We start from the raw sequence: 21,710 nt of genomic DNA on the forward strand, positions 1-21,710 counted from the left end.
CTAAAGGCTTCTTGGAACTAAAAAATCCTTTAGATAAGCATTTTTATTTTCTAAGGTTTTCTAAAATATATATTAAATAGACCACCGGGGTCATTGAAATATAGCTATAATGCTTGATATATCAATGATTTTAGCTTGAAATGTTAGCCAAATGTTAGCCAAGTTAAGCTAAATGCAATTTCTGAGGTTTGTCCATCGATTCTAATGCTTGAGCTAGTATTTTTTGTTGGGTAGCTTTCATTTCATCAATCATGTAAGAATATGTATCCATAGTGATCCCTATATTTGAGTGTCCAAGTCTCTTACTGATTTCATACCAATCAACATGATGGGCAACTAAATATGCTACATGGCAATGTCTTAAGCTATGAAAATGAAATCCTACTTTGTTAATGCCTGCTTTTTTCATACGGATTTTAAGAGCATGATTAACTGCATTGTTACTTGGCAGCTTGTTATTATTTTCAGCAAAGATAAATTTGTGATTATTTTGTTTTAATTCGTTAAGAATTTTAATCAGTGATTCTGAAATATAGATTGTTCTTTTTGAACTGGCATTCTTGGGAGCTTTGACTTTCTGTGAGATATAGTCATATGATTTGTTGATACTGATTGTTTGTTTTTTCTCGTCAATATCAGACCATTGTAAGGCCATAATTTCACCTAAGCGCATGCCAGTATAAATTGCAGTTAAAATCATATATGGAGTTGTATAAATATGATTTAGCGAACTTTTGGTAACATCAATTAATTTTTGTATTTCTGCAATTGATAGGTATTCAATATGGTGTGTTTTCTTATCGTTCCACACTAGATTGATTCTATTAGTAAAATTTTGTGGCACAATTCCTTCATCTTGTGCATCGGAAACACATGCTTTGATGACACCATGCAGTTTCTTAACTGTTATCTTGGAATGGTTTTCGCCATAATAATTGATAAATTTTTGATAATCATTGCGATTAATATTATTTATCTTAGTCAAGCCAAAGTACTTTCTTAAAATATTAGTTTGACTTGTATACCGTCTTTTAGTCGCATCAGTTGTTCCTGGAATGCGGTAGGTTGTGGCCCAGTCCCAGAAGAAGTCAACAAATATTGGGTTTACATTGGTGATTTGATTAGAATTTTTTGCAGAAATCTGCTCGATTTCCCATTTTTTAGCTTCGGCCTTGGTAAGAAAGCCTCCCTTGGTTTTATACTTTTTCTTTTTGCCAGTTTTAGCATTAGTATCAAGAATGTACCAAGATACCTGAACAGTCCAAGTTTTGCCTCGCTTATATATTGCCACTTAAATCACTCCTTTAAATATGATAAAATTGAGTAGACAAAAGACACCGATACGATATCAGTATCTTTTGTTTACATATTTACAGCTCTCAAGAACAGGGTCGCCAAACTTCAGTTCTTGAGGGCTTTTTTACCGCCTCTGTACTTTGCATTGTGGTTTTTAATATGCTGGACCGTAATAATTAAGTTCAGTTGATGAATTTTGAGAATTAGTCATTCCCATAGCGCAGTATTCACCATTTGCATCATTGATTTTTGCATCAATATCGCTACCATCTTCTTTAGCCATATATGGTAGGTGAGCATTGTATTTTGAAAGAGCTATTTGCCATGCTGATTTAATTTTGTTGCGCAATTCTGATTTAGATAAATCATCAGAATTAGCGGTTAAAGTAATAGTAGTTATCATTACTCCGCTTTCACGTCTAACCGTTACTTTTGCAACGTTGCTGTCTGACCAATTCTTAAAGTCAGCTTTTAAAGCTGCATAATTTTGGTTATATTCTTTCTTTTGAGCCTTGGAATACTCACTAGGTAAATCATTAGCTTGCTCATCAACTTTTCTTTGTGCTGCAGCAAATTTATCCATAGTGGTAAATTTATGCTTAGTGTGAGCAGAACGCCAATGATTAACTATGTCAATTGTACCGTCATGATATTTACTCATAATTTGACCATTACCATTTTCAATGACAGCATGATCTACTTTGGTATTAACTTTATCAATATTGTCTGGTCCTTTTTGAGCATCAACTTTGGTACTGAAAGTGCTTGCGATGCTATTTAAATCTTTATATGAAGAATTATTAATGGTGTCATCTGTAAGCATTAAGACTGCATGATTATTTTTATCGATAAAGACTTCACCATATTTATGATAGGAGCCTGCCCAAACATTCATGTTATGGACTAATTTTTGACGTTCGCCTCTTTGCTTTTTGGTTAAGTGAATTGTAGGTTGAGATGAATTACTGTTATTACTTTTACTACAGCTATGAATGCAAAAAATAATAGCTGCAATAATAACAATGATTATTAGGCAACCCCAGCATCCACTACTATCACTATCTGCTTTTTTATTTCCACTTGATGGTAGCGTGTTAGCGTTAGTTTCACGACTGCCACTATCTTCTTTTTCATTCATATTTTAAACCTCCTAAAAGTATGATAAAATTGTTATATGGCAAGCGCTATCATTTAAGTGTATTGTCTATTAGCTTTCAAGACTCAATTATCAACTCTAGTCTTGAAAGCTTTTTTCCTTACTTCGAATTTTAGATAATAATTTTGATTACGTAGTTTATAATATCAGTAGGGTGTTCCCCACGCATGTGAGGGTATTTATATGATCTTACAGTTAAAGTCCCAGTAGTTGTTTTTCTTGGCTTGCTGTGTCGTTTTGGCATTCTTGCTGCCAGACTCACCATTGGAACGGCCTACAACAGATACGGCAATTAGAGCAGTAGTAGCTGCAGTTAACGCATTATTCAACTTAATCATTTTTCCCTCCTAAAAACATTATCCTAGGTTTATTGTCACTGGTGTTATAGACGGAAAAATTAGAAAAACAAATCATCCATTTCTAAATATTCAGTATTAAGGAGTTTTCTTAATTTTTCGATTTCTTTTTTGTTATTATTTCTAAAAGAGAATACTGCTTGTTTTGCAGAATAAAAAGTAAAATTATAATCATGATAAAAATAATTAAACAATCTATTATGCATAGCTGAATAGCTCATACCGTATTGATAACATAATTCTGAAAAATCTTTTTTCAGAATTTCTTTTTTTAGAGAACAGGTTGGAGCATAAAGCAGTGAGGAAATAGTATTTGTTTCCGCTTCGATTAATTGTAAATCTTCGGGATATGGATTTCCTTTTAGATTCGTTTGATTAATCAAGGCTACTTGTTTTTTATAATTAGGTCTACTTGTTGCCAGATAAGAATGAACTAGTTCATGAATAATTGTAAAAATAGTCCTTGCCCAAGTTCTGGTTTCTGCATTTAAAAACATAATGGACCCATCTTGAGGGAAAATAGTAAAGCCACTCACGATTTGACAAAAATTTCCCGATAGAACATCAATAGTTTCAGCATGTAAAGGTATTTTTTGTGTACTGAATTTATAATTATAAGTGATTTTTAAACTGTTAGGATTTATTTTATTAAATTCGAATGATGAGTTGCAAAACTTTTTGCTGACAAATAAACAAAGATTAGATGGTCCCGCTATATCTACTAAATAATCAATTACATATTTATAGTGTATATCATCTTTTGCAACGTTATATTTATTTGATATTCCTTCTAAAATATCGTTAGCTATTTCATTACAATAATCGTATTCATCATGACTAATGGTTTGATATTCAATTGTCATAAATTATTGCCTTCTTTTTCGGATTAATTCTCTTGCAGTATTCATTAAAATCCCCATAGAATTAGTAAAATCTTTTACTTCATCTTCTGGCATGCCTTCTGTTGCCTTTCTGAATAAGGTCAAAACTTTTTGGTCATCCACATCTAACTTTACAGAATCATCAGAAACATCATTCAAAATATCGCTTAAAGGAACTTTGAAAAAGTCCGCTACCTTTTGTGCACTTTTGGTTGAGGGCGTTTTTGAATCCCATTTTTGAATTAAACCATTACTTAAATTTATTTTTCTTTCTAACTCTGCAATAGATTGAATATCAGGCCTTTTGTTTTTCCAAAGTCTTATAACGTTATCTTTAGCACTCATGATTTTCCTCGCATTATTTTTTATAAAACTTTCTATGCTAAACCACTTGCATTTTAGAAAACGTTCGATTATACTAATCGTAGTTCATCAAAAGGTGTCAGGAAACTATTTTGTTGAACTAAAGTAAACCGTTCTAAATGTAAGAAGCTATAAATTTGGTTTATTTAGCATACTTATATGATAGAACACTTTCTAATACTCTGTCAATATAATTATTTAGAAAAGAGGTGAAACCATGTCGTTATATTCAGCAGTAAAAACCGTTGCAAATAAAAATAATAAATCAATTTATCAAATTGAAAAGGATCTCCATTTATCAAACGGTTCGATTAGTAAGTGGAATAAGAGTATTCCGCGAGCTGATGCACTTCAAGCGGTTGCAGATTATTTGGGAGTAACAACACAGTATTTATTTATTTTAGCTAGAAAGGAAAATATTCATGAATAATTTAAGAGTTATTGGAACAGAGCACATTGGAAAAGTTGAATTCACCGGAATTGAGGGTGGCTTTGGCAAAAATAAAAAAGCAATGTTAGTTAAAGATATTGCGCAAATTCATAGTAAAGAAGTTAAGGCGATTAACCAGGCTATTAATATGAATCGTAGTCGATTTAGAGAAGGGATTGATTTAGTTGACTTAAAACAGGTCAATCAAATTGACCTGTTTTCAGAACTTGGTTTCACAAGAGCTCAATGGGGTAATGCGAATCACATCTATCTTTTATCAGAACGAGGATATGCAAAGTTACTGAAAATATTAGATGACGATAAGGCTTGGGATATATACGATCAGCTGGTTGATAACTACTTCAACATGCGAGTAGCGATTAAGAATAATGAGCCGTCGTTAGTTCAACAAAGACGTTTATCAATTATGGAAGAAAACTCAGCAACTCGAAAAGCAAATATGCTTTATAAATTAGCGATGGCTACTACTTCTGAATCGTCTAAACAGGCATTAATTGCAAAGAGTGCTGAAGTCCTAACCGGTGAAATGACAGTTCCAGTCATGAAGAAAAAAGAATATTCAGCTGGCAAAATTGCCAAAGAACTGAACATAAGCGGTAAAAAAGTTGGAATGATTGCTAATAAATTAGGACTTAAAGCTGAGCAGCCAGGACAAAATGAATATGGCAGATGGGCAAATTCAAAATCTAAATATTCTGATAAAGAAGTTCCACAGTGGTTTTATACCGAAAAGGGATTACAGGCAATTAAAAAGGAAATTAGCCTAGACAGAAGATGACAATAGGAGAAAGCTGAAATGAAGTATACAAAAGAAGAAGGAGAAAAAAATAAATAGTTGAAGAACAAGTTAGCAAAAGGCGGTGATGAAGATGAGCGAAAGAATAACGGTTGAACTGTCATCTAAGTCTATTGATAAAATTGTTGAACTTTTGGAACCAAGAGTAATTGCCAAATTACAAAGCGATCGAAAAACCATGATAGAAGATACTGTCAATCGAATTATTAATCTTAATGAGTTTAATAAAAAATACGTTAAGAAAACGCCAGACTGGATTAAGCAAAACATCTTTTATGAGTTTAAGCCGAGCTGGGTCGAAGATATTCATCCTGGCAAGGGAAAGGCATTTCGAATTCATGAAGATGAAGCCAGTCAATGGATGAAAGAACATCGGCATGAAATAGACTGGAACGCAAAAACTATTTAGGGAGTGAGAAGAATGAATTTTAACCAAAATCCAAAAATTGAGCAGGATAAGAATAATGCAGCTAAGGCATTGATTGCATTACTAGTAATGAGCATTGTTGAATTTGCTTTCTATGACGCGAACAGACTGTGGCTGACAAACGTGACACGCTTTTTAGAAGATGTGGGTGCAATTTTACTTGTTGTTGCAATTGGCTTGTTTATCAGTGCAGTTTACTTTTTAAAGCGTGACGAAAAATGATAAAGAAGCTAAAAGAAAGGCTAGAAAAAAAGCAGTACTACGAGAACTTAATAATCGCTAGCAACTGCTTCGATGGATATAAATCTGCATTCACTAGAACTGATTGCAGATACTACTCGGGAGAATTATACCATGAATGAAGCAAAAACTGAAACGCAACAATTAATTTCGTTGGAAAATGTTGATGATGAAATGACAGTTTCATTTCAACCGGCAAAACTGGAATTCCATGGTTATGATGAAATGAAGGCTAAAGTTGACGAACTACATGCACAACTAGACGGTTACAAGGTTACACCGCAAACGTACAAAAGTGATAAAGCGCTGCGGACTAAAATTAGTAAATTTAGGCAACAAATCAATGATGAGAAAAAAAGAGTCGTTAATGAAGCTAGTAAACCAATTACAGTTTTTAAAGAACAAGTTAAGTCAATGACATCTGAACTTGACGACATCTATAACCAAATTGGCAGTGGATTGACGTACTATGACAACAAAGTTAAACAATATAAGCATAATCGGAATATCAAGCGAATTTCTGAGTTTGCAAGTCAAGCTGGATTAACCGAAGAAGATTTAAGGCAATTCAACTTTAAATATAATCAACGCTGGGATAACAAGAGTTATTCAAATGTTTCCTTTGAAAATGAAGTTAGTCAGCAGCTTGAAGTAATTGTAAAACAACAGGCCACATACCTAGACGGTGTAAAGCAAATATCACAAAAAGCAGATGAGTTAGCATTGCCTGTTCAGCATTGGATTGACGAACTAAAAATCAAGCCCGTAAGCGATATTTTAGTAGCAATGGATAATCACGCTAAAGAATTAAAACAAGTCGTTGAGGACAAAAAGAGAAGGCAAGAAGAGTTTGCAAAACAGCAAGCCGAAGATGCACAGAAGCGAAAATTAGCGACTCAAAAGTTAGAGAAACATGGTGATAAGTTAATTGATCCAGATACTGGAGAAGTAAAGCAAACAGTTGCTAAGTCAGAGCCTAAGATTTATGAGCATACGTTTGTGGTTAGCGGAACGTCAGAGCAGTTAACTTCCTTGGCAAGTTTCTTTAGAGAAAACAAAATTGCGTACAAGGTGGTGGACTAAATGACTGAAGAAGCGATCCAGAATACAGGTCAGTCAGTTAGTTTTCCAAAAATTAAGACAGTTGCTGATATGAAACAAGAAGAGGCAGTAAAAGCAAAAAAAGCTTTGATGAAAACGTTTGGCACTGTTCAACAAAAAATTGAGCAACCTAATAAAGGCGCACATGGTTATGGCTATGATTACACCTCTCTAGACCAAGTTTTTAAAGCAATTTATAAAGCAACTGAAGATGAGGATATTGCGATCAGTCAATTACCGGTTATTAAAGACGGTAAAGTTGGCGTTAGAAATATTATTTTAAATTCTCAGGGGGCACTGATTGATTTTGGTGAATGCTTGCTTGATGTTGGTATCAAAAAAAGCAGTGGTAAGACGCAAGATCAAGGAGCTGTCCTAACTTATGCCAGACGTTACTCAATCAGTGCAATCTTTGGAATTGCTTCGGAAGAAGATACTGACGGTAATGGTGCTAAACAAGAACCACAACAGGTACAAGTTAAAACTAAGTTCATTGACAATGAGGCTTTAAGCAAAGTTACTGTCAAGGTTGGCGATAAAAAGACGAGATTAGTTGAAGTCTATATGTTGGCTGTAGCAGGTAATCAAAAAGCTGAAGAGTATATCAAAAACGAACGCAAAAAGAACAAGAATTTTGCTAAGTATGTTGATGCCATTAACGATGCTTACAAACTGATTAAGTCAACAGTGGATACTGACGATACAAAGTCCAAACAGGTAGAGCCAAAATCAGAAAATAGAGAAACGGAACTAAATCAAGCTGTTAACAAGGTTCAGCAAGATGCAAAAGCGGATCCTTTTGCTAATCAAGTTGGGAAGTGATCATATGACCGAAGTACTAAACGGATCTAAAGCTTTTTTGATGATTCCAGCGAGTTCAGCACATGATAAGTCGCTGTTAAAGCATCCTAAAGCAATTTTACTTTTGGGAGAAATCGTATCAATGCTTAATGTTACAGGAGTTTTCTATATTAACAACACTACTTTAAGTAAGAGATTGGATTGCTCTACAAGAACTATCATTAGATATCTTGATATTTTGGAAAGCCATAAATTGATTAAGCGAAAAAATATAAAAAATGAAAATGGAGATATTGACCACAGAAAAATTTATGCTGGTGAAAAACTTGCCAAATCATTTACTTTAGGATGGGAAAGCACTTCTGAAGACATGAGTGACACCCCCCGTGACACACATGTCACTACCCCTCATGACACACATGTCACTACCCCCGTGACACACATGTCACCTAAAGAGAGCATTAATAAAGAGAACAATAATAATAGAAATATATATAGTTCCGCCAAGGCAGAACCAGCTATCTACAAGGAAGTAATTGACTATCTTAATGAGAAAGCAGGTACTAAGTACAAATCTACGTCTAAAGCTACACAGCGACTAATCAATGCACGAGTTAATGACGGCTTTAATATCCCAGATTTTAAGAAAGTAATTGATACTAAATGTGCGCAATGGCGTGGAGATAAGAAAATGGCTAAGTATCTACGTCCAGAAACATTGTTTGGGACTAAGTTTGAGGGGTATCTCAACGAAAAAACGCCGAATGTGCTACAACACGCTGATTTTGCTCCAGATGCATTTACTAACGGTGAGATTGAGGGCGTGAATGAGGACGAATTACCGTTCTAGGAGGATAAAATGACAGGAATTACACAGGAAACTATCAGGATGATTGAGCATCGCCTCCGTAAGTCGGATAAGACGTGCCCTAAGCATCCCGAAAGTCACTTAGTCTATCTAAGTGGAATTGACAAAGTAACACCATTCTGTGAAGTTTGCCAGCATGAGCAAATCCAAGAACAGGATAGACGGATGCACGAAAATTTGCGAATACAGCAAAACAAGGGCTTTTTAAAGAGAGCGTCATTAGTTGACCGTAGAGATGTGTTCAGCTGCACTTTTGATGATTTTAAAGCACAAAACAATTCTACCGAGGCAGTAGCAAAGCAGAGTGCTCGACTAATTGCAGGAGCATATCTTAAATATCCTGACAAAAAGGGGAATAGCTTGTTTTATGGCAATGCTGGAGCTGGAAAGACTCATTTAGCTATGGCTATTTTAAATGCTGTTAATGACAACGCAGAGCCAATGCAGAAGTGTCTATTTCTAAGTGTCAATAAATTAATCCGAGAGATGAAAAACTGGTTTAACGACAAAGCCTGCATTTGGTCGCCTAAACATGTGACAGATGTAGTTCGTACTGCCGACTTGGTAGTTTTAGATGATTTGGGCGCTGAGAGTGCCAATAGTGAAGCTACCAGTTTTGTGCAAGACACTATCTTCGATATTTATGAAAGCAATCAGCGCATTATTACGACCACCAACTTGAGCATGGATGAACTCTACCGAACATACCACGCTAGATTGGTTAGCAGAATGCAGGAAGGAGACAAGGGTCATGTCATTGATTTTACGAGAATCGCCGACAAGCGCTCAAGGCTATAAATGGACGTCTGACTGGGACAGCATCTACTCAAAGATATGGCATGAACGAGCAGACCAGCAGTATGAATACGACTGTGAACATGGTATTGGCGCATTTCAACGTAAAGAAAAAGAAGAACTACAAAAGGCACACAAGTTTTTCGCTGATTTTGAAAAGAAGTATATGGGGGATTAACAATGGTAAAAATGAAACTGTTTAATGACCATTTTCAAAACTACAAAAGATATCAGCTTCCTAAAGCACAACTAGTTATAGCAGACATACCCTACAATATCGCTAATGATGCTTATGCTAGTAGCCCCGAATGGTACAAAAATGGTGAAATTAAAAATGGCGAAAGTGATAAGGCTAACTCAGCATTTTTTAATACCGACGTAGATTTTAGGGTGGCTGAGTACATGCATTTTTGTTCAAAAATGTTGATCAAAGAGCCTAAGGCAACGAATAAAGCACCAGCTATGATTGTGTTTTGTGCATTTCAGCAGTTGGGGATGGTTATCGAGTATGGTAAAAAATATGGATTCCAGCACTACATTCCACTGATTTTTATCAAACAAACATCTGCACAAGTTTTAAAAGTAAATATGAAAATTGTTGGAGCTACTGAGTACGCTCTAGTCCTATATCGAGATAAACTGCCGAAATTTAACAACGATGGTCGTATGGTAAAAAATTGGTTCACATGGGACATTGATAGTAGCTATCCCAAAATAGCACCAACGCAGAAGCCAATACCAGTTTTGAGGCGTTTAATTGAAATTTTTACCGACCCTGGAGATGTGGTGATTGATCCTGTAGCTGGGAGTGGGTCAACTTTAAGAGCGGCTATTGAGCTGAATCGTGACGCTTACGGTTTTGAAATAGATAAAAAAATGTATCAAAAAGCCGCGAAAAAAATGCTAAAGCATGCCGAAGTGCCACTATTTTAAAGGAGGACTAGCAATGACACACGTTAAAAAACTATATCGCAAAAGCAAAAATGGCAAGTACGTGTTCCTTGGGCACGTGCCAGATAACTATCCATTGGGTGAAAACGAGAAATTCGCAGATACGGAGGTAACGAAAAATGGAAATAAAAGGGAATAAGACACTTGTCTTCAATGATGTTCTAAATGGCGAAACTTGTGAACAGCCTTTAAAAAAGTTGCGTGGTGCGACCATATACGTACGAGCACACATAGTGTTTTACATGCTAGTTTTTGTGGATAGAGGACATGAGGTCAGCAAAGAGGACTATGACTGGTGCGTGGATTACTTAAAAGCAAAGGCGGGTAACCAATGAAATTATTAATAATTTTAATCGGCTTTTTGGGAGCAATTGCATGCATAGCAGCGTTCGTGTGTTTTTACCTAGATAACGAAAAATTAGGTTGGTCATTCTTTATAATATTTGCTGTCTTAGCGGTTGTAGCTGGTTTGTTTGAAAAGTATATGTGGTGGACTAGCTGGGGGTGGTAAATGATGAAAATTATAACTAAAGATAACTCTAAAATTAAACAGGGTTCAATAATTAGGACTAATCGATTAATCGGGAAACGTGCAGAGTACTTAATGATTGCTGACAATCTAGACGGTACATATGCTCTAGTTGATCTAGTTAGAGGTGTAATCAAGCAGTGTAAATTTACTAGCTCTGAGTTGACAGAATATTTATGGGAATATCCATTTAATCGTATATATAGTTCTGACGAAATCAAATTAATTCTAGGTGGTAAAAATGACTGAAGAAAAAAGAATATTTAACAACGGTAAATATTGCGCATATTTCAAAAATTATGGATGTAATCAGTTTCTTATGATTCATGAGTTGGATGAAAGGCATCCTAAAGCTGACCCGTTTACTTATGATGACTTAAAAAGTGGCGTATATGGTATCGGTAAGATAGTGGTCGATATTATAGGCATTGATGAGTTCTGGGATAAGTATAGTAAACCTGTTCCAGAGAAAGAGTATCACGTTATTGTCCCACATACTAAAAACAATATGTACTGTAAAAACGGTTTAGGCTTATCAGTTGTAAGTGATGAGGGTGATCTAGATTATTGCGAATTTACCGAAGCAGAAATTAAGAAATTTCACTTAGAGGATTGCGAGAAGGTGCCGGTTGATGGTTGATTTTATGAAACAACACAAATTAATCGTGATTGCCATTTCTGTGTTTTCTTTAGCTATTTTGACCTTGGTATTACTAGCTATAATAGTTAACACATTCAGAATTATTGGCTATCCAATGAGTAAATCGGATGTTCAAGATGTTAGTGTCGCTTTTGTTCTTTTTGACTTTTTTCTTGGCATACCAATTATTTTAACCGAAATTTTAGATATATAAATGCTATGGGAATCAAATCGGAACACGAAATCCAAAAACAAATTCAATTAAATTTATCAGCCAATCAGTGTACAGTTTTTCGCGCGAACGTGGGTAAAGTTCTGATGAAAGACGGTCGCTGGTTTGATACAGGCTTACCTAAAGGTTTTCCTGATTTAGTTGGCTTTCGGTGGATTGATAATCAAATCTTTTTCATTGAAGTAAAGTCGGCAACGGGTAAACCGCGACCAGAACAAATCAGATCTCATAACATGCTACAAAAACGAAAAATTGTGCATGGTATAGCTAGGAGCGCAGATGACGCTTTAAAAATCGTGAAAGAAGGGTTAGTCGGATATGGGTACTGAAATCTGTAAATATTGCCAAAAAAGCGAAGTAATAGTTGAAAAATTAAATGGTTATACGGGTAAAATTAAAATTCGTGAAAATTTGTTAAATACACAAATTAAAGATGACAACAACTATGGTTGGGCAAGCGTTTCGTATCAAATAAACTACTGCCCTTGGTGTGGTAGGGCTTTAAAAGGGAAGTGATAAAAATGAGATTATCGCAAAAAGTTTGGGATTTAATACATAAAATAGAAGATAAATATGGAACGCTCGTCATACCTGACGATAACCCGTTAATGGTTAAATTGCATAAAGAGATGGGTGTAGCTCAAGAATTTGTAAAACATGATTACGACAAGGAAATAATTAGGTTGATAAAGCTCGGCTATAACTATCGCGAAATTAGCGCAAAAGTTGGTCACAATCCTAGCGCTTGTCGCAGAATAGCAGTGCTATATGGTTATCATACTAGACCTGTTTTTAAGTATGTTGTTAACCCAGAAAATCAACCTGAAATTTATTTAGCCGCTACAACTAATCTGCAATATTTTGGTATCTCACAAAGCAATCATTCCAATGAAGTTTATAAGCGAATGCGGAAACACATTAATCTGATAACTAAACGCACTCATTGGTGCGACATACCCCAAGGTGGTAGATATATGGTTCCTAAGAATAATACGAAAATTTTTATTAAAGAATAGGTCGGTAATGGATGATGATTGGAGTTGAGCAATCAGTTTTGTTTAAGAAAGCGAAATTAGATAAAGCAAAAACAGCGCAAGCAGTTAAAAATTTTTTTACAGAAGACTTTGGTCATTATCTTAATCTGGCCAACAAACACCTAAGCGACATATCAAGCCCAACTCTTGACCCTAATAACGTTGGTGGACATGATGGACGCAATCATCAAGATGAACGCATAGTTGTTAATCTCGACGCTCAAGCTTGCGTAAGAGCGGTTGATCATGCTCTTAGCAGTTGCAATTATTCTAGTGGAATAATTTTATATTTATTTTTTATAAAAAAGATGCCAGATACAAAAATTGCAGAAAGATTAGGTTATCAGTCAGCTCGCTATTATCAATTGAAAAATAGTGCGTGTGTTGAGTTTGCAGAACGCCTTGATTACTGGCGGAAAAAAGATAGTGCTTCAATTAGTGATTTACGAGTTTTTTTAAAATCATAGAATCATCATAGGTTTTGCATAGGATTATCATAGGTTGAGTAGAGATAATACGTTGTATTATGGTATTGTCGAAAAACCATTTCCCTTAATCTTTCGACAATAAATTTCTTTTTTTCAAGGTTTAAAAAAACTCCTTTCTAGAAGTATAATTTACAAGTTGCGGTAATGGTTGTAAGCAGGTTCGAGTCCTGCTACCGCAATAGCCCGCGACGACCCATTGAAGTGCTTTAAGAGTTAGCACTGGCGAGCGGGCCTGTGTTAAAAAGAAAATAAACGATATACAAGCATCTTAGCGGTGCTTTTTTTATGAAGAAATTAAATTTGTGTTGTATGCGTGGAAGTAGGTGAGACAAATAGTGGTAAAGAAAAAGCAATATAAAGGTAGGGTAAATGACTGGCTAACACCAGAAGGACTAGAAACACTTAAGCATTGGGCAAGAAATGGACTTACTAATGACGATATTGCTCATAACATGGGAGTCAGCCGTGACACTTTATATCGCTGGAAAAAAGCGAAATCAGACATTTACGACGCCCTAAAAGAAGGACGCATTCCAGCAGATGCAAAAGTTGAAAGTGCCCTGCATAAACGGGCAACTGGATATATGACAGTTGAAGAACATGAGGAATTGATTAAGCAGGACGATGGAAGTTCAAAAATGGTGGTTGTATCAAGAATAAGAAAGTTTGTCCCACCAGATACAACAGCAGGTATTTTTTGGCTAAAAAACCGTGATCCAGAACATTGGCGCGAGCAAAAAGAAATTGGTATTAATGGTAGCATTAAGACTAATAGTAATCTTGATAAGTTAAGTGACGAAGATTTACGTAAACTAACCAAATTAGCTGATGATGACAATGATTAATTTAACTATGGATGATAAGGCTGAACTTGCCTTAAGAGCTAAAGAGGAACTGGCTAGGCGTAATTACGTTGACTATTTTAGTTTGGCAAATCCCAAGTCAAAACTATTTGCTCACACAAAATACATTTGTGAGAAAATGCAAAAGATAATCGATGGTGAACGCAAATTCTACATTGTAGAAATGCCGCCTCAGCATGGAAAATCTATGACGATTACGCAAACTTTTCCAAGTTATTATCTTATGCGGCATCCCGACAAAAGAGTCATGATTTCAGCATACTCACAAGACCTATTTACTACATTTAGTGATGCGAACAGAAAGCATTTTGAAGAATGGGCTTATCCACTTTTTGGATTGCAACCAGAAAAAAATACTTCAAAAGAGTTCCACGTTAAAGATCATCGTGGGACTTTTTATGCTACATCAATGCTTGGTGGTGCATCTGGTAGACCCGCTGACCTGCTAATCATTGACGATCCTATCAAGAACAGTGAGGAAGCAATGTCAACTACGATTAAAGATAAGATATGGAATGAATGGAACCTAACCTTTTTTCCACGTCTGCAAAAAGGTGGTTCAGTTATAGTCATCATGACTAGGTGGCAAATTGATGACCTAGCAGGAAGATTGATGAAGAAAAAGTCACTACCATGGGAAGAGTTGAAGTTACCAGCGATTGCAGAAGACATCCCTGATGGAGAGACTGATGCAATTGGTCGGCATAACGGGGATGCCCTTTGCCCACAACTGCATACGATTGACTCACTTAAGATACATAAGCATGATATGGGATCACAGAAGTTTGCTGCACTATATCAGCAACGACCTAGTTTAGCTGCTGGCAACATTTTTAGACGGGATTGGGTAAAATACTATGTTCCAACCAAAAAAATGCAAGCAGAGCTGCAACTGACCAATGAGCAAGCAATGGTTTTGCCACTACACTTTACAGAAAAGGTACAGTCATGGGATGCAACATTTAAATCTAAGGAGAACGATGACTTTGTTGCTGGCGAGGTTTGGGGCAAGAGAGATGCTAATTATTTTCTATTGGATTGGCGACATGCTCGTATGACTTTTACAGAAACGATAGCGGCTATTACAACGATGACAGCTAAACATCCTGATGCACGTAGTAAATACATCGAAGATAAGGCTAACGGTAGCGCAATAATTGATACTCTTAAAAATAAGATTGAGGGCATTATTCCGGTTGAGCCAGATGGTGGTAAAGAAGTCCGTGCTAGTGCTGTTAGTCCTTTATGGGAAGCAGGCAACGTCTATGTTCCACATCCCTTGTGGAAGCCTGAAATTGAAGAAATGCTTGAGGAAATCTTTAACTTTCCTAATGGTCCACATGATGATTGGGTTGATGCCATGACGCAAGCACTGAACTACATGGGTAAGCAAAAATCATTCTTTGAAGTTTATAAGTATTAGAAAGGTGATTAGATGGGTTGGTTTTTCAATAAGAAAAATGCAAAAACTAAAGTTAACCGTTTTGACTTCGATGATTACTGGTCAAAGGGAGTAACACCGTCACGATTTGGTGATACTAGACCACAATTTGTTGTTGATTCACATGATTATGACTTGCTTAACAACATGTACCAAGAAAATGGATTGGCACAGAAAGTAGTTAGAAAACCTGCAGAAGATATGACAAGAAATGGTTGGCGTATTGTTATACCAGATGATCCGAATAGGCAAGCTATTTATCAAAAGGCAATGGATAACTTACATTTAACTACGCAGCTTAAAAAAGAACTAATTTATATGCGACTTCATGGTGATGGCTATGCCAATATTGGTCTTAAAGAAATAAAGCCAAGTTCGGAATCTGACAAAGTTGATTTTAAAAACATTAAAAATGTTTCGTTTGTTCATGCATTTGGTCAAAAACACGTGCAAAAGACTAAGGCAAATGATGATCCAACTGATATAAATTATGGCCAAGAACAACAAATATTTATTAAGCCGACAACTGCAGGCAGTACGATTAATAAATATGGTTTTGCAATGCCACAGCAACCTCAAAATTACCAAGTTATTATTGATAAAAGCCGTTATTTTCACGTTGATATAGGTAAACTTGAAGATAATGATTTAGGAACATCTGTTTTAACAACATGTGGTGATCCATTAAAAGTGCTTAATTCAGGGTTATATTCTGACGGTAAAATCTTGTACGAATATACGTTGAAGATTTTCCAGTCTAGCAGAATTCGTGATATGGAAGGTAATCCTAAAGAACGTGCAAAGGCGCAAGCCATACTAAATCAAGGGATGTCAACCGAATCAGTTTTTGCTATTGGTGATAATGAAACCATGACAAAATTAGGTACGAATGTTGGCGGTATTGATAAACTTTATGAATTTGCTTGGCAGCAATTAGCTGCAGCAAGTGATATTCCCAAATCAGTATTAATGGGGCAGGAAGCTGGAACTTTAGCAGGTGCGCAGTATGATGTTATTAACTATTACGATGGCATTAAAGCGAAGCAAGAAACAATTTTAAAGCCACAGATAGAATACATCGTTAAATTGCTGATGTATTCAACTGATGTTGCAGGTGGCTTTGATGATCCCGATAAAATTGATTGGCATATAGAATTTAATCCTCTCTGGACAGCTGATGATGTAACGCAAAGTAAAACACTGCTGCAAAATGCACAAGCAGCAAATGCTTTGGTTAGTGCTGGTATTTTAGACCCTGATGAAGCTAAACAAATGCTTGGAGGGCAACATAATTCAGTAAGTGCTAAGACTGATAGTGCTGATAAACAGTTGACTGAAAAAGAAATTGAGAAGATGAGGCAACAATTGATTAGCTTTATTCATGGGGATGCACAAGATGACAAAAAGCAAGAAGCTGATTAAGGAAGAGGTTAGACTGCTTACACATGGCATTCCCACTACAAGGTATCCCAGAAAACTAGAAGACTGGTATGCACGAGAACTTGGCAAGTTGGTAACTAGATGGCGAGCGATTGCTACAACTTATCTTGACCAACTAGTAAAGGAACACGTCCGCGGTGGGGCTGCTTTTTTAGCTGATAATAAAAAAGATAGACATAGCCAAGATATGCCACCGGTTCATAACTGGGTTGATGATATGAATCAAGCTATGAAAATGATTGATGATGCCATACTTGCATCCCAAACAGAGCAAGATTTTACTAAATTGGCGACAAGATTAGTTAATGGTATTGATAATTTTTCATACCTTAACGTCAAAATGCAAACTAAGATTGCTAATATTGACCCAATCAGTAGCAATCAAGCAATTAGCGACTACATTAAAGCCAAAATTGCAGAGAATGCTGGTCGAATAAAACGGTTGAGGTCGGAATATGTTGATAAGCTACAGAGTGAAATTTACAATTCAATTACCAAAGGCGGTGGTATTTCCGACCTGACTAAGGCAATTACTAAGACAGGCGAAGTAACTAACAAACATGCTGCATTAATCGCCAATGATCAGACAGGTACGATTATCAGTCAATTGGATAGCTATCGCTCAAAGGCCGCAGGCGCACAAAAGTATATTTGGCAGTCAATGGAAGATGAACGTGTGCGTCCAGCACATGCCGAGCTTGACCAAACAGAGCAGAGCTACGATGATCCAGACGGTGGTGATGATGGACAATTGCCAGGTGAGCCAATAAGGTGCAGATGTGTTGCAGTACCAATCTTTTAGGGATGATAAAAAAATAAATTCTTTTAAAATATCCCTTTACTTTTATGCACTAATAGTGCATAATAATATACGTAAGGAGGAAACACCAATGCCGATGAAAACAAAAGAATTTGTGAGACTTTTAAAAAGAAATGGTTTTGTAAAGGTTTCACAAACAGGCTCCCATGCAAAATACAGAAACGGAACTAGACAAGTTATAGTTCCAATACATGCACGAGAATTGCCTAAGGGAATTGAACATTCCATGATGAAGCAAGCAGGGCTTAGATAAGCCTTGTTTGGTGTATTCCTATATGAGAAGAGGTATAAAAATGGCATATAAATATTTTGGAACGTTATTACATAATATTGCAGATAATGTTTGGGAAGTTAAATTTGAAGATTTTCCTGAAGCAATAACTTTTGGTGAAACTCCTGCTGAAGCTTACAGTTATGGCAAAGATGCGTTAATTTTAGCTTTAGATGGTAAAACAAATTTTCCTAAGCCTACTGAATTTAAAAAACAGGTTGATTTTAATAGGTCAGACTACGATGAAGCTTTTCAACTACCTTTTGAAGTAACAAAAGCAGAAATTGAAAGCACTGTTAAGCACGAAAAGGTTAGAAAAAATCTTACTATACCTAAATATCTTGCTGATGCAGCAGATAAGAAAAATATTAATTATAGTAAGCTTATGTCTAGGGCTTTAGAAAAAGAATTAGGCGTATAAAATTAACAATATTGATTATGAGCAGAGCGTAAGCCTGCTTATTTTTTTACTTCAAATTGGAAGGAGGTGATGGAAATGTCAAAGGATGTTTCAACTGAAGATACCAAGATGCCTGATAAAACAACTGAACCAAGTAAGCAAGTGCATGCTGAGTCGGTTGGCACTGTTAATTCAGCTAGTGACAACATTGATAAGTTGTTAAGTTCGAATAGTGCTTCAAACTCAACAATTGTAAGTGAATCAGCTACTAGTAGTTCAACAAGTAAGGAGAATCAAATGGATAATTCAGATTTGCTGCCTAATGGTGACCGCAAAGTTATTGTTAAGGAAGGCGATAGTATTTATAGCATCGCACAAAAATATCATGTAGGGATGCAACAACTGCGGTTCTATAACAATGTCAATAAGCATACGATGAAGATTCGTGTCGGTCAGGAAATTATCATTCCTGCACATTTTGTTAGTATTCCAGTAGGTGAATAATTGTGCTGGTAGAAAGATATGATACAGCACCAATCAACCAGTTGAATTTTGATAGTTTGACTGGCTTTTTAATTGCCAAAAATGTGCCAATTGCACGCGCAGGAGTGTTCTCATATCGCAAAGCTGATGGTTCATTTCTTATGGAAGCAAAGCTGCCAGAAGAGTTATTGTCCGATGATACGGTAGCTACTGTTAACTGCAAACCAATTACAGACAATCATCCTCGTGAAAATGGGGAGAATGTGTTAGTTAATAGAGGTAATTCAGCCAAATACATGAAAGGTTTAACTGCCTCAAATGCACATGTTGATAGTAGCGATAATACGTTACGGGTTGATATGACTATTTCTGATCCAGAGCTTATCAAAGAAGTTCAAAACGGTAAGGAAGAACTATCAATTGGTTTTCAGACAGAAGTTGAACCACGCAAAGGCACATATAAGGGTATGGCATTCGATGCCGTACAGAAAAATATTCAAGTTAATCATGTTGCGATTGTTGACCGTGGACGTGCTGGTCATACGGTGCGGCTAACAGGTGACAGCGCAGAAAGCGTGATTGATGACAATCGAGAAAGGACAAACGAGCAGATGGAAACTACAAAGGTAAGACTTGATGGTGAAAATATCACGGTAGCTACTGATGACGCTGATAAAGTTACCAAGTCTAACTCATCGTTAGCATCTCTAAAGGAACAGCTTAAGGCGGAACAAGCAAAAGTTGCTGACTTAGAAGCTAAGGTGAAAAAAGCAGAGGGGGATGCTGCTGATAAGAAAAAGAAAGCAGATACTGCTCAAGCAAAAGCAGATTCAGCTGAAAAAGATAAAATTGAACTGCAAACTAAATTGGATAAGTTCAAGACTGATTCAGTTGATGAATTAGTTAACAATAGATTGCAATTAATTGATACGGCTAGAACATTGGTTGGTGATAGCTATGACTTCAACGGAAAAAATGAGAAGACTATAAAGGTTGACTCAATTAAGGCTGTTGATTCTAATTTTGACGAGAAAGATAAGTCTGATGATTATATTGACGCTTATTTTGATAGTCAAGTTAAGAATGCTACTAAAGGCAGAGTTATAGGCTCACCAAGCTTCAAGGGTGATAATGGTGATGAACTTGGAGTCAACCCTTGGGCAGATTTATACAACAAGGAGGCTAGATAATGGCTATTCCAGATGGAACTTTTTACCAAGGACAACAAATTGGTTTTGGTAAACCAGCAACGCTAGAGCCTAATATTACTAATTCTGATACTGCAGGCGCAGAAATTAAATATGGTCAAGCTGTCAATTTTGATAGTAATGGTAAAGTTGTTCCTGCTACGCATGCACCAATTTACGGGGTCGCGTGGGCAAAACAATATGTTGATGGCTATGCAGTGAATGAAGAAACTAAGGCTGCTGCAAGATGGCACACTGGTGAAACAGTATCTGTTATGCGTGATGGAACTATTGAAGTTTGCGCAACAGAAGATGTTAATAAAAACACGCCGGCAACAGTGGACGCTAATGGTAATTTTAAAATGGCAGATACCAATGATTTTGTGGTTGGACTATTTAGAACAGCTGCAAATGCTGGTGAAGGCGTGGATTTGCAAATTCGTATTACTAATGCACAGCCACAATCAGTGGCACCAACATCACAATCGGCACAGCCAAAACAAGGAGGTAATAGTTAATGCCAGTTACATCATTAATTCCTAAATCAATGCTGACTACTATTGATAAGGTGGTTCGGACACCTAAAAAAGGGCAATTGCTTGGAAGACAATTAATTAAAAGTAGTAGTACTTTACATCCATGGGATGATTACTACAAATATCAAATTGTTAACAGTTTTGGCGAAGCTAAACCAATGGCTGACCATGCTGAAGATTTTCCAGTTACTGATGTTGACGCAACGGAAGCTGGGCAAAATATCATGGACTTTGGTCTAGGTATTACATATTCAGATAAGGAATTAGGTCAAGCACGCCAAGCTGGTGTCAATCTTGATACACAGCAAGCAGAGGCAGTTAATCGTGGTTTTGCTGAAGCGGATGATAAGTTGATTTTTAATGGAAATACAGATTATGGTATTCCTGGATTAATCAACACCAAAGATGGGCAAACTACTACTGCAAGTAAGCAATTTTCAAGTAACGATCCTAAAGCATTAATGGCAGAACTTAAGGCTGACAGGCAAATGATTACACAAAAGGTTGGCTATGAAAATGCGACACCAGTATTAGCATTACCTGGGGATGCTTATGATGCTTTAGATGTACCATATAACGACTATCAACCAACAACTCTATTACAGCTATTGATTAATCGTGGTTGGTTTTCTCAAATTGTTAAGGTTAATGAGCTTGATAAAAAGCAGAGCGGATTAAAGAATAATGTTGGCTTAATGTTTGTTAATACGCCAGATGTTGTGCAAATCAAAGACGCAATGCCAGTAAGCTTATCTGGACAAGTCAAAACACTTACTGGTGTGAAGATTGCTTATCGAATGCGGACTGCTGGTGCTGTAGTATTTTATCCAAGCGCATTTTTAACGATCGATAAAGTTTAGTTTT

At 36.2% G+C, this 21,710-nt stretch carries 34 protein-coding genes; 29 read left to right on the top strand and 5 right to left on the bottom strand.

What is annotated here, in order from left to right; translation table 11 throughout:
- Nucleotides 1-163: 163 nt before the first annotated feature.
- The 5 genes from BM203_RS07380 to BM203_RS07395 form a co-directional block, all read right to left on the bottom strand.
- A complete protein-coding gene (locus tag BM203_RS07380; protein ID WP_090093978.1) occupies nt 164-1,291 on the bottom strand; it encodes a tyrosine-type recombinase/integrase in 1,128 nt (375 codons plus the stop codon).
- A gap of 159 nt (nt 1,292-1,450) precedes the next feature.
- Nucleotides 1,451-2,434, bottom strand: a complete 984-nt coding sequence (locus tag BM203_RS07385; protein ID WP_090093979.1) for a hypothetical protein — start codon at nt 2,432-2,434, stop codon at nt 1,451-1,453.
- 197 nt (nt 2,435-2,631) lie between these two features.
- Complete coding sequence (locus BM203_RS08455; RefSeq protein ID WP_159428295.1) at nt 2,632-2,790, bottom strand: hypothetical protein; 159 nt, start codon at nt 2,788-2,790, stop codon at nt 2,632-2,634.
- Between the two features lie 59 nt (nt 2,791-2,849).
- Entirely contained in the window at nt 2,850-3,671 is an 822-nt protein-coding gene (locus tag BM203_RS07390; RefSeq protein ID WP_090093981.1) for an ImmA/IrrE family metallo-endopeptidase, read from the bottom strand.
- A gap of 3 nt (nt 3,672-3,674) precedes the next feature.
- A complete protein-coding gene (locus tag BM203_RS07395; protein WP_090093982.1) occupies nt 3,675-4,034 on the bottom strand; it encodes a helix-turn-helix transcriptional regulator in 360 nt (119 codons plus the stop codon).
- A 235-nt stretch (nt 4,035-4,269) separates the two neighbouring features.
- Between BM203_RS07395 and BM203_RS07400 the strand changes: the two genes are divergently transcribed.
- The 29 genes from BM203_RS07400 (at nt 4,270) to BM203_RS07540 (ending at nt 21,706) form a co-directional block, all read left to right on the top strand.
- On the top strand, nt 4,270-4,482 hold the full coding sequence (locus tag BM203_RS07400; RefSeq protein ID WP_090093984.1) for a helix-turn-helix domain-containing protein: 213 nt from the start codon (nt 4,270-4,272) through the stop codon (nt 4,480-4,482).
- Complete coding sequence (locus BM203_RS07405; protein ID WP_090093985.1) at nt 4,475-5,281, top strand: ORF6N domain-containing protein; 807 nt, start codon at nt 4,475-4,477, stop codon at nt 5,279-5,281. The genes BM203_RS07400 and BM203_RS07405 overlap by 8 nt, the downstream gene beginning before the upstream one ends.
- 91 nt (nt 5,282-5,372) lie before the next feature.
- Nucleotides 5,373-5,708 (top strand): hypothetical protein, encoded by a 336-nt coding sequence (locus BM203_RS07410; protein WP_133158289.1) that lies wholly within the window; start codon nt 5,373-5,375, stop codon nt 5,706-5,708.
- Between the two features lie 12 nt (nt 5,709-5,720).
- Nucleotides 5,721-5,948 (top strand): hypothetical protein, encoded by a 228-nt coding sequence (locus tag BM203_RS07415; protein ID WP_090093988.1) that lies wholly within the window; start codon nt 5,721-5,723, stop codon nt 5,946-5,948.
- Between the two features lie 72 nt (nt 5,949-6,020).
- Nucleotides 6,021-7,049 (top strand): DUF1351 domain-containing protein, encoded by a 1,029-nt coding sequence (locus BM203_RS07420; protein ID WP_090093990.1) that lies wholly within the window; start codon nt 6,021-6,023, stop codon nt 7,047-7,049.
- Entirely contained in the window at nt 7,050-7,889 is an 840-nt protein-coding gene (locus BM203_RS07425; RefSeq protein ID WP_090093991.1) for an ERF family protein, read from the top strand. It begins immediately after the preceding gene.
- Between the two features lie 4 nt (nt 7,890-7,893).
- Nucleotides 7,894-8,718, top strand: a complete 825-nt coding sequence (locus BM203_RS07430) for a conserved phage C-terminal domain-containing protein (RefSeq protein WP_228150099.1) — start codon at nt 7,894-7,896, stop codon at nt 8,716-8,718.
- A gap of 9 nt (nt 8,719-8,727) precedes the next feature.
- Entirely contained in the window at nt 8,728-9,534 is an 807-nt protein-coding gene (locus BM203_RS07435) for a DnaA ATPase domain-containing protein (protein WP_090093992.1), read from the top strand.
- The gene (locus tag BM203_RS07440; protein ID WP_090093993.1) at nt 9,488-9,709 is read left to right on the top strand and encodes a hypothetical protein; all 222 of its coding nucleotides are present in this window, start codon (nt 9,488-9,490) and stop codon (nt 9,707-9,709) included. Before BM203_RS07435 ends, BM203_RS07440 begins: the two co-directional genes overlap by 47 nt.
- Nucleotides 9,710-9,711: 2 nt before the next feature.
- Nucleotides 9,712-10,464, top strand: coding sequence for a DNA-methyltransferase (locus BM203_RS07445; protein ID WP_228150098.1), 753 nt, complete (start codon nt 9,712-9,714; stop codon nt 10,462-10,464).
- A 13-nt stretch (nt 10,465-10,477) separates the two neighbouring features.
- Entirely contained in the window at nt 10,478-10,621 is a 144-nt protein-coding gene (locus BM203_RS08460) for a hypothetical protein (protein WP_159428297.1), read from the top strand.
- 192 nt (nt 10,622-10,813) lie between these two features.
- Nucleotides 10,814-10,993, top strand: coding sequence for a hypothetical protein (locus BM203_RS07455; RefSeq protein ID WP_090093995.1), 180 nt, complete (start codon nt 10,814-10,816; stop codon nt 10,991-10,993).
- Nucleotides 10,994-11,260, top strand: a complete 267-nt coding sequence (locus tag BM203_RS07460) for a hypothetical protein (RefSeq protein WP_090093997.1) — start codon at nt 10,994-10,996, stop codon at nt 11,258-11,260.
- On the top strand, nt 11,253-11,651 hold the full coding sequence (locus tag BM203_RS07465; protein WP_090093998.1) for a hypothetical protein: 399 nt from the start codon (nt 11,253-11,255) through the stop codon (nt 11,649-11,651). Before BM203_RS07460 ends, BM203_RS07465 begins: the two co-directional genes overlap by 8 nt.
- Nucleotides 11,644-11,865 (top strand): hypothetical protein, encoded by a 222-nt coding sequence (locus BM203_RS07470; RefSeq protein ID WP_090093999.1) that lies wholly within the window; start codon nt 11,644-11,646, stop codon nt 11,863-11,865. The genes BM203_RS07465 and BM203_RS07470 overlap by 8 nt, the downstream gene beginning before the upstream one ends.
- A gap of 5 nt (nt 11,866-11,870) precedes the next feature.
- On the top strand, nt 11,871-12,212 hold the full coding sequence (locus BM203_RS07475; RefSeq protein ID WP_090094000.1) for a VRR-NUC domain-containing protein: 342 nt from the start codon (nt 11,871-11,873) through the stop codon (nt 12,210-12,212).
- Complete coding sequence (locus BM203_RS07480) at nt 12,202-12,399, top strand: hypothetical protein (protein ID WP_090094002.1); 198 nt, start codon at nt 12,202-12,204, stop codon at nt 12,397-12,399. The genes BM203_RS07475 and BM203_RS07480 overlap by 11 nt, the downstream gene beginning before the upstream one ends.
- 5 nt (nt 12,400-12,404) lie before the next feature.
- Nucleotides 12,405-12,899 carry a hypothetical protein gene (locus tag BM203_RS07485; protein WP_090094004.1) on the top strand — a complete coding sequence of 165 codons (495 nt, stop codon included), beginning with the start codon at nt 12,405-12,407 and terminating at the stop codon, nt 12,897-12,899.
- An 11-nt stretch (nt 12,900-12,910) separates the two neighbouring features.
- Nucleotides 12,911-13,384, top strand: coding sequence for an ArpU family phage packaging/lysis transcriptional regulator (locus tag BM203_RS07490; protein ID WP_090094005.1), 474 nt, complete (start codon nt 12,911-12,913; stop codon nt 13,382-13,384).
- Nucleotides 13,385-13,740: 356 nt separating this feature from the next.
- A complete protein-coding gene (locus tag BM203_RS07495; protein WP_133158287.1) occupies nt 13,741-14,250 on the top strand; it encodes a helix-turn-helix domain-containing protein in 510 nt (169 codons plus the stop codon).
- Complete coding sequence (terL, locus tag BM203_RS07500) at nt 14,243-15,691, top strand: phage terminase large subunit (RefSeq protein WP_090094058.1); 1,449 nt, start codon at nt 14,243-14,245, stop codon at nt 15,689-15,691. Before BM203_RS07495 ends, terL begins: the two co-directional genes overlap by 8 nt.
- Before the next feature lie 12 nt (nt 15,692-15,703).
- A complete protein-coding gene (locus tag BM203_RS07505; RefSeq protein ID WP_090094007.1) occupies nt 15,704-17,131 on the top strand; it encodes an anti-CBASS protein Acb1 family protein in 1,428 nt (475 codons plus the stop codon).
- Entirely contained in the window at nt 17,106-17,951 is an 846-nt protein-coding gene (locus BM203_RS07510; protein ID WP_159428298.1) for a phage minor head protein, read from the top strand. The genes BM203_RS07505 and BM203_RS07510 overlap by 26 nt, the downstream gene beginning before the upstream one ends.
- Before the next feature lie 88 nt (nt 17,952-18,039).
- Nucleotides 18,040-18,222, top strand: a complete 183-nt coding sequence (locus tag BM203_RS07515; protein WP_090094010.1) for a type II toxin-antitoxin system HicA family toxin — start codon at nt 18,040-18,042, stop codon at nt 18,220-18,222.
- 40 nt (nt 18,223-18,262) lie between these two features.
- Complete coding sequence (locus BM203_RS07520) at nt 18,263-18,661, top strand: type II toxin-antitoxin system HicB family antitoxin (protein ID WP_090094012.1); 399 nt, start codon at nt 18,263-18,265, stop codon at nt 18,659-18,661.
- A gap of 75 nt (nt 18,662-18,736) precedes the next feature.
- A complete protein-coding gene (locus BM203_RS07525) occupies nt 18,737-19,144 on the top strand; it encodes a LysM peptidoglycan-binding domain-containing protein (protein ID WP_159428299.1) in 408 nt (135 codons plus the stop codon).
- 2 nt (nt 19,145-19,146) lie between these two features.
- Nucleotides 19,147-20,313: a DUF2213 domain-containing protein gene (locus BM203_RS07530; protein ID WP_228150097.1), complete on the top strand. Its 1,167-nt coding sequence runs from the start codon at nt 19,147-19,149 to the stop codon at nt 20,311-20,313.
- A complete protein-coding gene (locus BM203_RS07535; RefSeq protein WP_090094015.1) occupies nt 20,313-20,828 on the top strand; it encodes a structural cement protein Gp24 in 516 nt (171 codons plus the stop codon). Before BM203_RS07530 ends, BM203_RS07535 begins: the two co-directional genes overlap by 1 nt.
- Nucleotides 20,828-21,706 (top strand): encapsulin, encoded by an 879-nt coding sequence (locus BM203_RS07540; protein ID WP_090094016.1) that lies wholly within the window; start codon nt 20,828-20,830, stop codon nt 21,704-21,706. Before BM203_RS07535 ends, BM203_RS07540 begins: the two co-directional genes overlap by 1 nt.
- Nucleotides 21,707-21,710 lie beyond the last annotated feature (4 nt).

This window comes from Lactobacillus bombicola (genome assembly GCF_900112665.1).
GTDB lineage: Bacteria > Bacillota > Bacilli > Lactobacillales > Lactobacillaceae > Lactobacillus > Lactobacillus bombicola.

What these genes read in the sequence shown, in the direction of transcription:
- BM203_RS07385 (WP_090093979.1), bottom strand. Translation starts at nt 2,434, where the DNA reads ATGAATGAAAAAGAAGATAGTGGCAGTCGTGAAACTAACGCTAACACG.
- BM203_RS08455 (WP_159428295.1), bottom strand. Translation starts at nt 2,790, where the DNA reads ATGATTAAGTTGAATAATGCGTTAACTGCAGCTACTACTGCTCTAATT.
- BM203_RS07390 (WP_090093981.1), bottom strand. Translation starts at nt 3,671, where the DNA reads ATGACAATTGAATATCAAACCATTAGTCATGATGAATACGATTATTGT.
- BM203_RS07395 (WP_090093982.1), bottom strand. Translation starts at nt 4,034, where the DNA reads ATGAGTGCTAAAGATAACGTTATAAGACTTTGGAAAAACAAAAGGCCT.
- BM203_RS07400 (WP_090093984.1), top strand. Translation starts at nt 4,270, where the DNA reads ATGTCGTTATATTCAGCAGTAAAAACCGTTGCAAATAAAAATAATAAA.
- BM203_RS07405 (WP_090093985.1), top strand. Translation starts at nt 4,475, where the DNA reads ATGAATAATTTAAGAGTTATTGGAACAGAGCACATTGGAAAAGTTGAA.
- BM203_RS07410 (WP_133158289.1), top strand. Translation starts at nt 5,373, where the DNA reads ATGAGCGAAAGAATAACGGTTGAACTGTCATCTAAGTCTATTGATAAA.
- BM203_RS07415 (WP_090093988.1), top strand. Translation starts at nt 5,721, where the DNA reads ATGAATTTTAACCAAAATCCAAAAATTGAGCAGGATAAGAATAATGCA.
- BM203_RS07420 (WP_090093990.1), top strand. Translation starts at nt 6,021, where the DNA reads ATGGATATAAATCTGCATTCACTAGAACTGATTGCAGATACTACTCGG.
- BM203_RS07425 (WP_090093991.1), top strand. Translation starts at nt 7,050, where the DNA reads ATGACTGAAGAAGCGATCCAGAATACAGGTCAGTCAGTTAGTTTTCCA.
- BM203_RS07430 (WP_228150099.1), top strand. Translation starts at nt 7,894, where the DNA reads ATGACCGAAGTACTAAACGGATCTAAAGCTTTTTTGATGATTCCAGCG.
- BM203_RS07435 (WP_090093992.1), top strand. Translation starts at nt 8,728, where the DNA reads ATGACAGGAATTACACAGGAAACTATCAGGATGATTGAGCATCGCCTC.
- BM203_RS07440 (WP_090093993.1), top strand. Translation starts at nt 9,488, where the DNA reads ATGTCATTGATTTTACGAGAATCGCCGACAAGCGCTCAAGGCTATAAA.
- BM203_RS07445 (WP_228150098.1), top strand. Translation starts at nt 9,712, where the DNA reads ATGGTAAAAATGAAACTGTTTAATGACCATTTTCAAAACTACAAAAGA.
- BM203_RS08460 (WP_159428297.1), top strand. Translation starts at nt 10,478, where the DNA reads ATGACACACGTTAAAAAACTATATCGCAAAAGCAAAAATGGCAAGTAC.
- BM203_RS07455 (WP_090093995.1), top strand. Translation starts at nt 10,814, where the DNA reads ATGAAATTATTAATAATTTTAATCGGCTTTTTGGGAGCAATTGCATGC.
- BM203_RS07460 (WP_090093997.1), top strand. Translation starts at nt 10,994, where the DNA reads ATGATGAAAATTATAACTAAAGATAACTCTAAAATTAAACAGGGTTCA.
- BM203_RS07465 (WP_090093998.1), top strand. Translation starts at nt 11,253, where the DNA reads ATGACTGAAGAAAAAAGAATATTTAACAACGGTAAATATTGCGCATAT.
- BM203_RS07470 (WP_090093999.1), top strand. Translation starts at nt 11,644, where the DNA reads ATGGTTGATTTTATGAAACAACACAAATTAATCGTGATTGCCATTTCT.
- BM203_RS07475 (WP_090094000.1), top strand. Translation starts at nt 11,871, where the DNA reads ATGGGAATCAAATCGGAACACGAAATCCAAAAACAAATTCAATTAAAT.
- BM203_RS07480 (WP_090094002.1), top strand. Translation starts at nt 12,202, where the DNA reads ATGGGTACTGAAATCTGTAAATATTGCCAAAAAAGCGAAGTAATAGTT.
- BM203_RS07485 (WP_090094004.1), top strand. Translation starts at nt 12,405, where the DNA reads ATGAGATTATCGCAAAAAGTTTGGGATTTAATACATAAAATAGAAGAT.
- BM203_RS07490 (WP_090094005.1), top strand. Translation starts at nt 12,911, where the DNA reads ATGATGATTGGAGTTGAGCAATCAGTTTTGTTTAAGAAAGCGAAATTA.
- terL (WP_090094058.1), top strand. Translation starts at nt 14,243, where the DNA reads ATGATTAATTTAACTATGGATGATAAGGCTGAACTTGCCTTAAGAGCT.
- BM203_RS07505 (WP_090094007.1), top strand. Translation starts at nt 15,704, where the DNA reads ATGGGTTGGTTTTTCAATAAGAAAAATGCAAAAACTAAAGTTAACCGT.
- BM203_RS07510 (WP_159428298.1), top strand. Translation starts at nt 17,106, where the DNA reads ATGACAAAAAGCAAGAAGCTGATTAAGGAAGAGGTTAGACTGCTTACA.
- BM203_RS07515 (WP_090094010.1), top strand. Translation starts at nt 18,040, where the DNA reads ATGCCGATGAAAACAAAAGAATTTGTGAGACTTTTAAAAAGAAATGGT.
- BM203_RS07520 (WP_090094012.1), top strand. Translation starts at nt 18,263, where the DNA reads ATGGCATATAAATATTTTGGAACGTTATTACATAATATTGCAGATAAT.
- BM203_RS07525 (WP_159428299.1), top strand. Translation starts at nt 18,737, where the DNA reads ATGTCAAAGGATGTTTCAACTGAAGATACCAAGATGCCTGATAAAACA.
- BM203_RS07535 (WP_090094015.1), top strand. Translation starts at nt 20,313, where the DNA reads ATGGCTATTCCAGATGGAACTTTTTACCAAGGACAACAAATTGGTTTT.
- BM203_RS07540 (WP_090094016.1), top strand. Translation starts at nt 20,828, where the DNA reads ATGCCAGTTACATCATTAATTCCTAAATCAATGCTGACTACTATTGAT.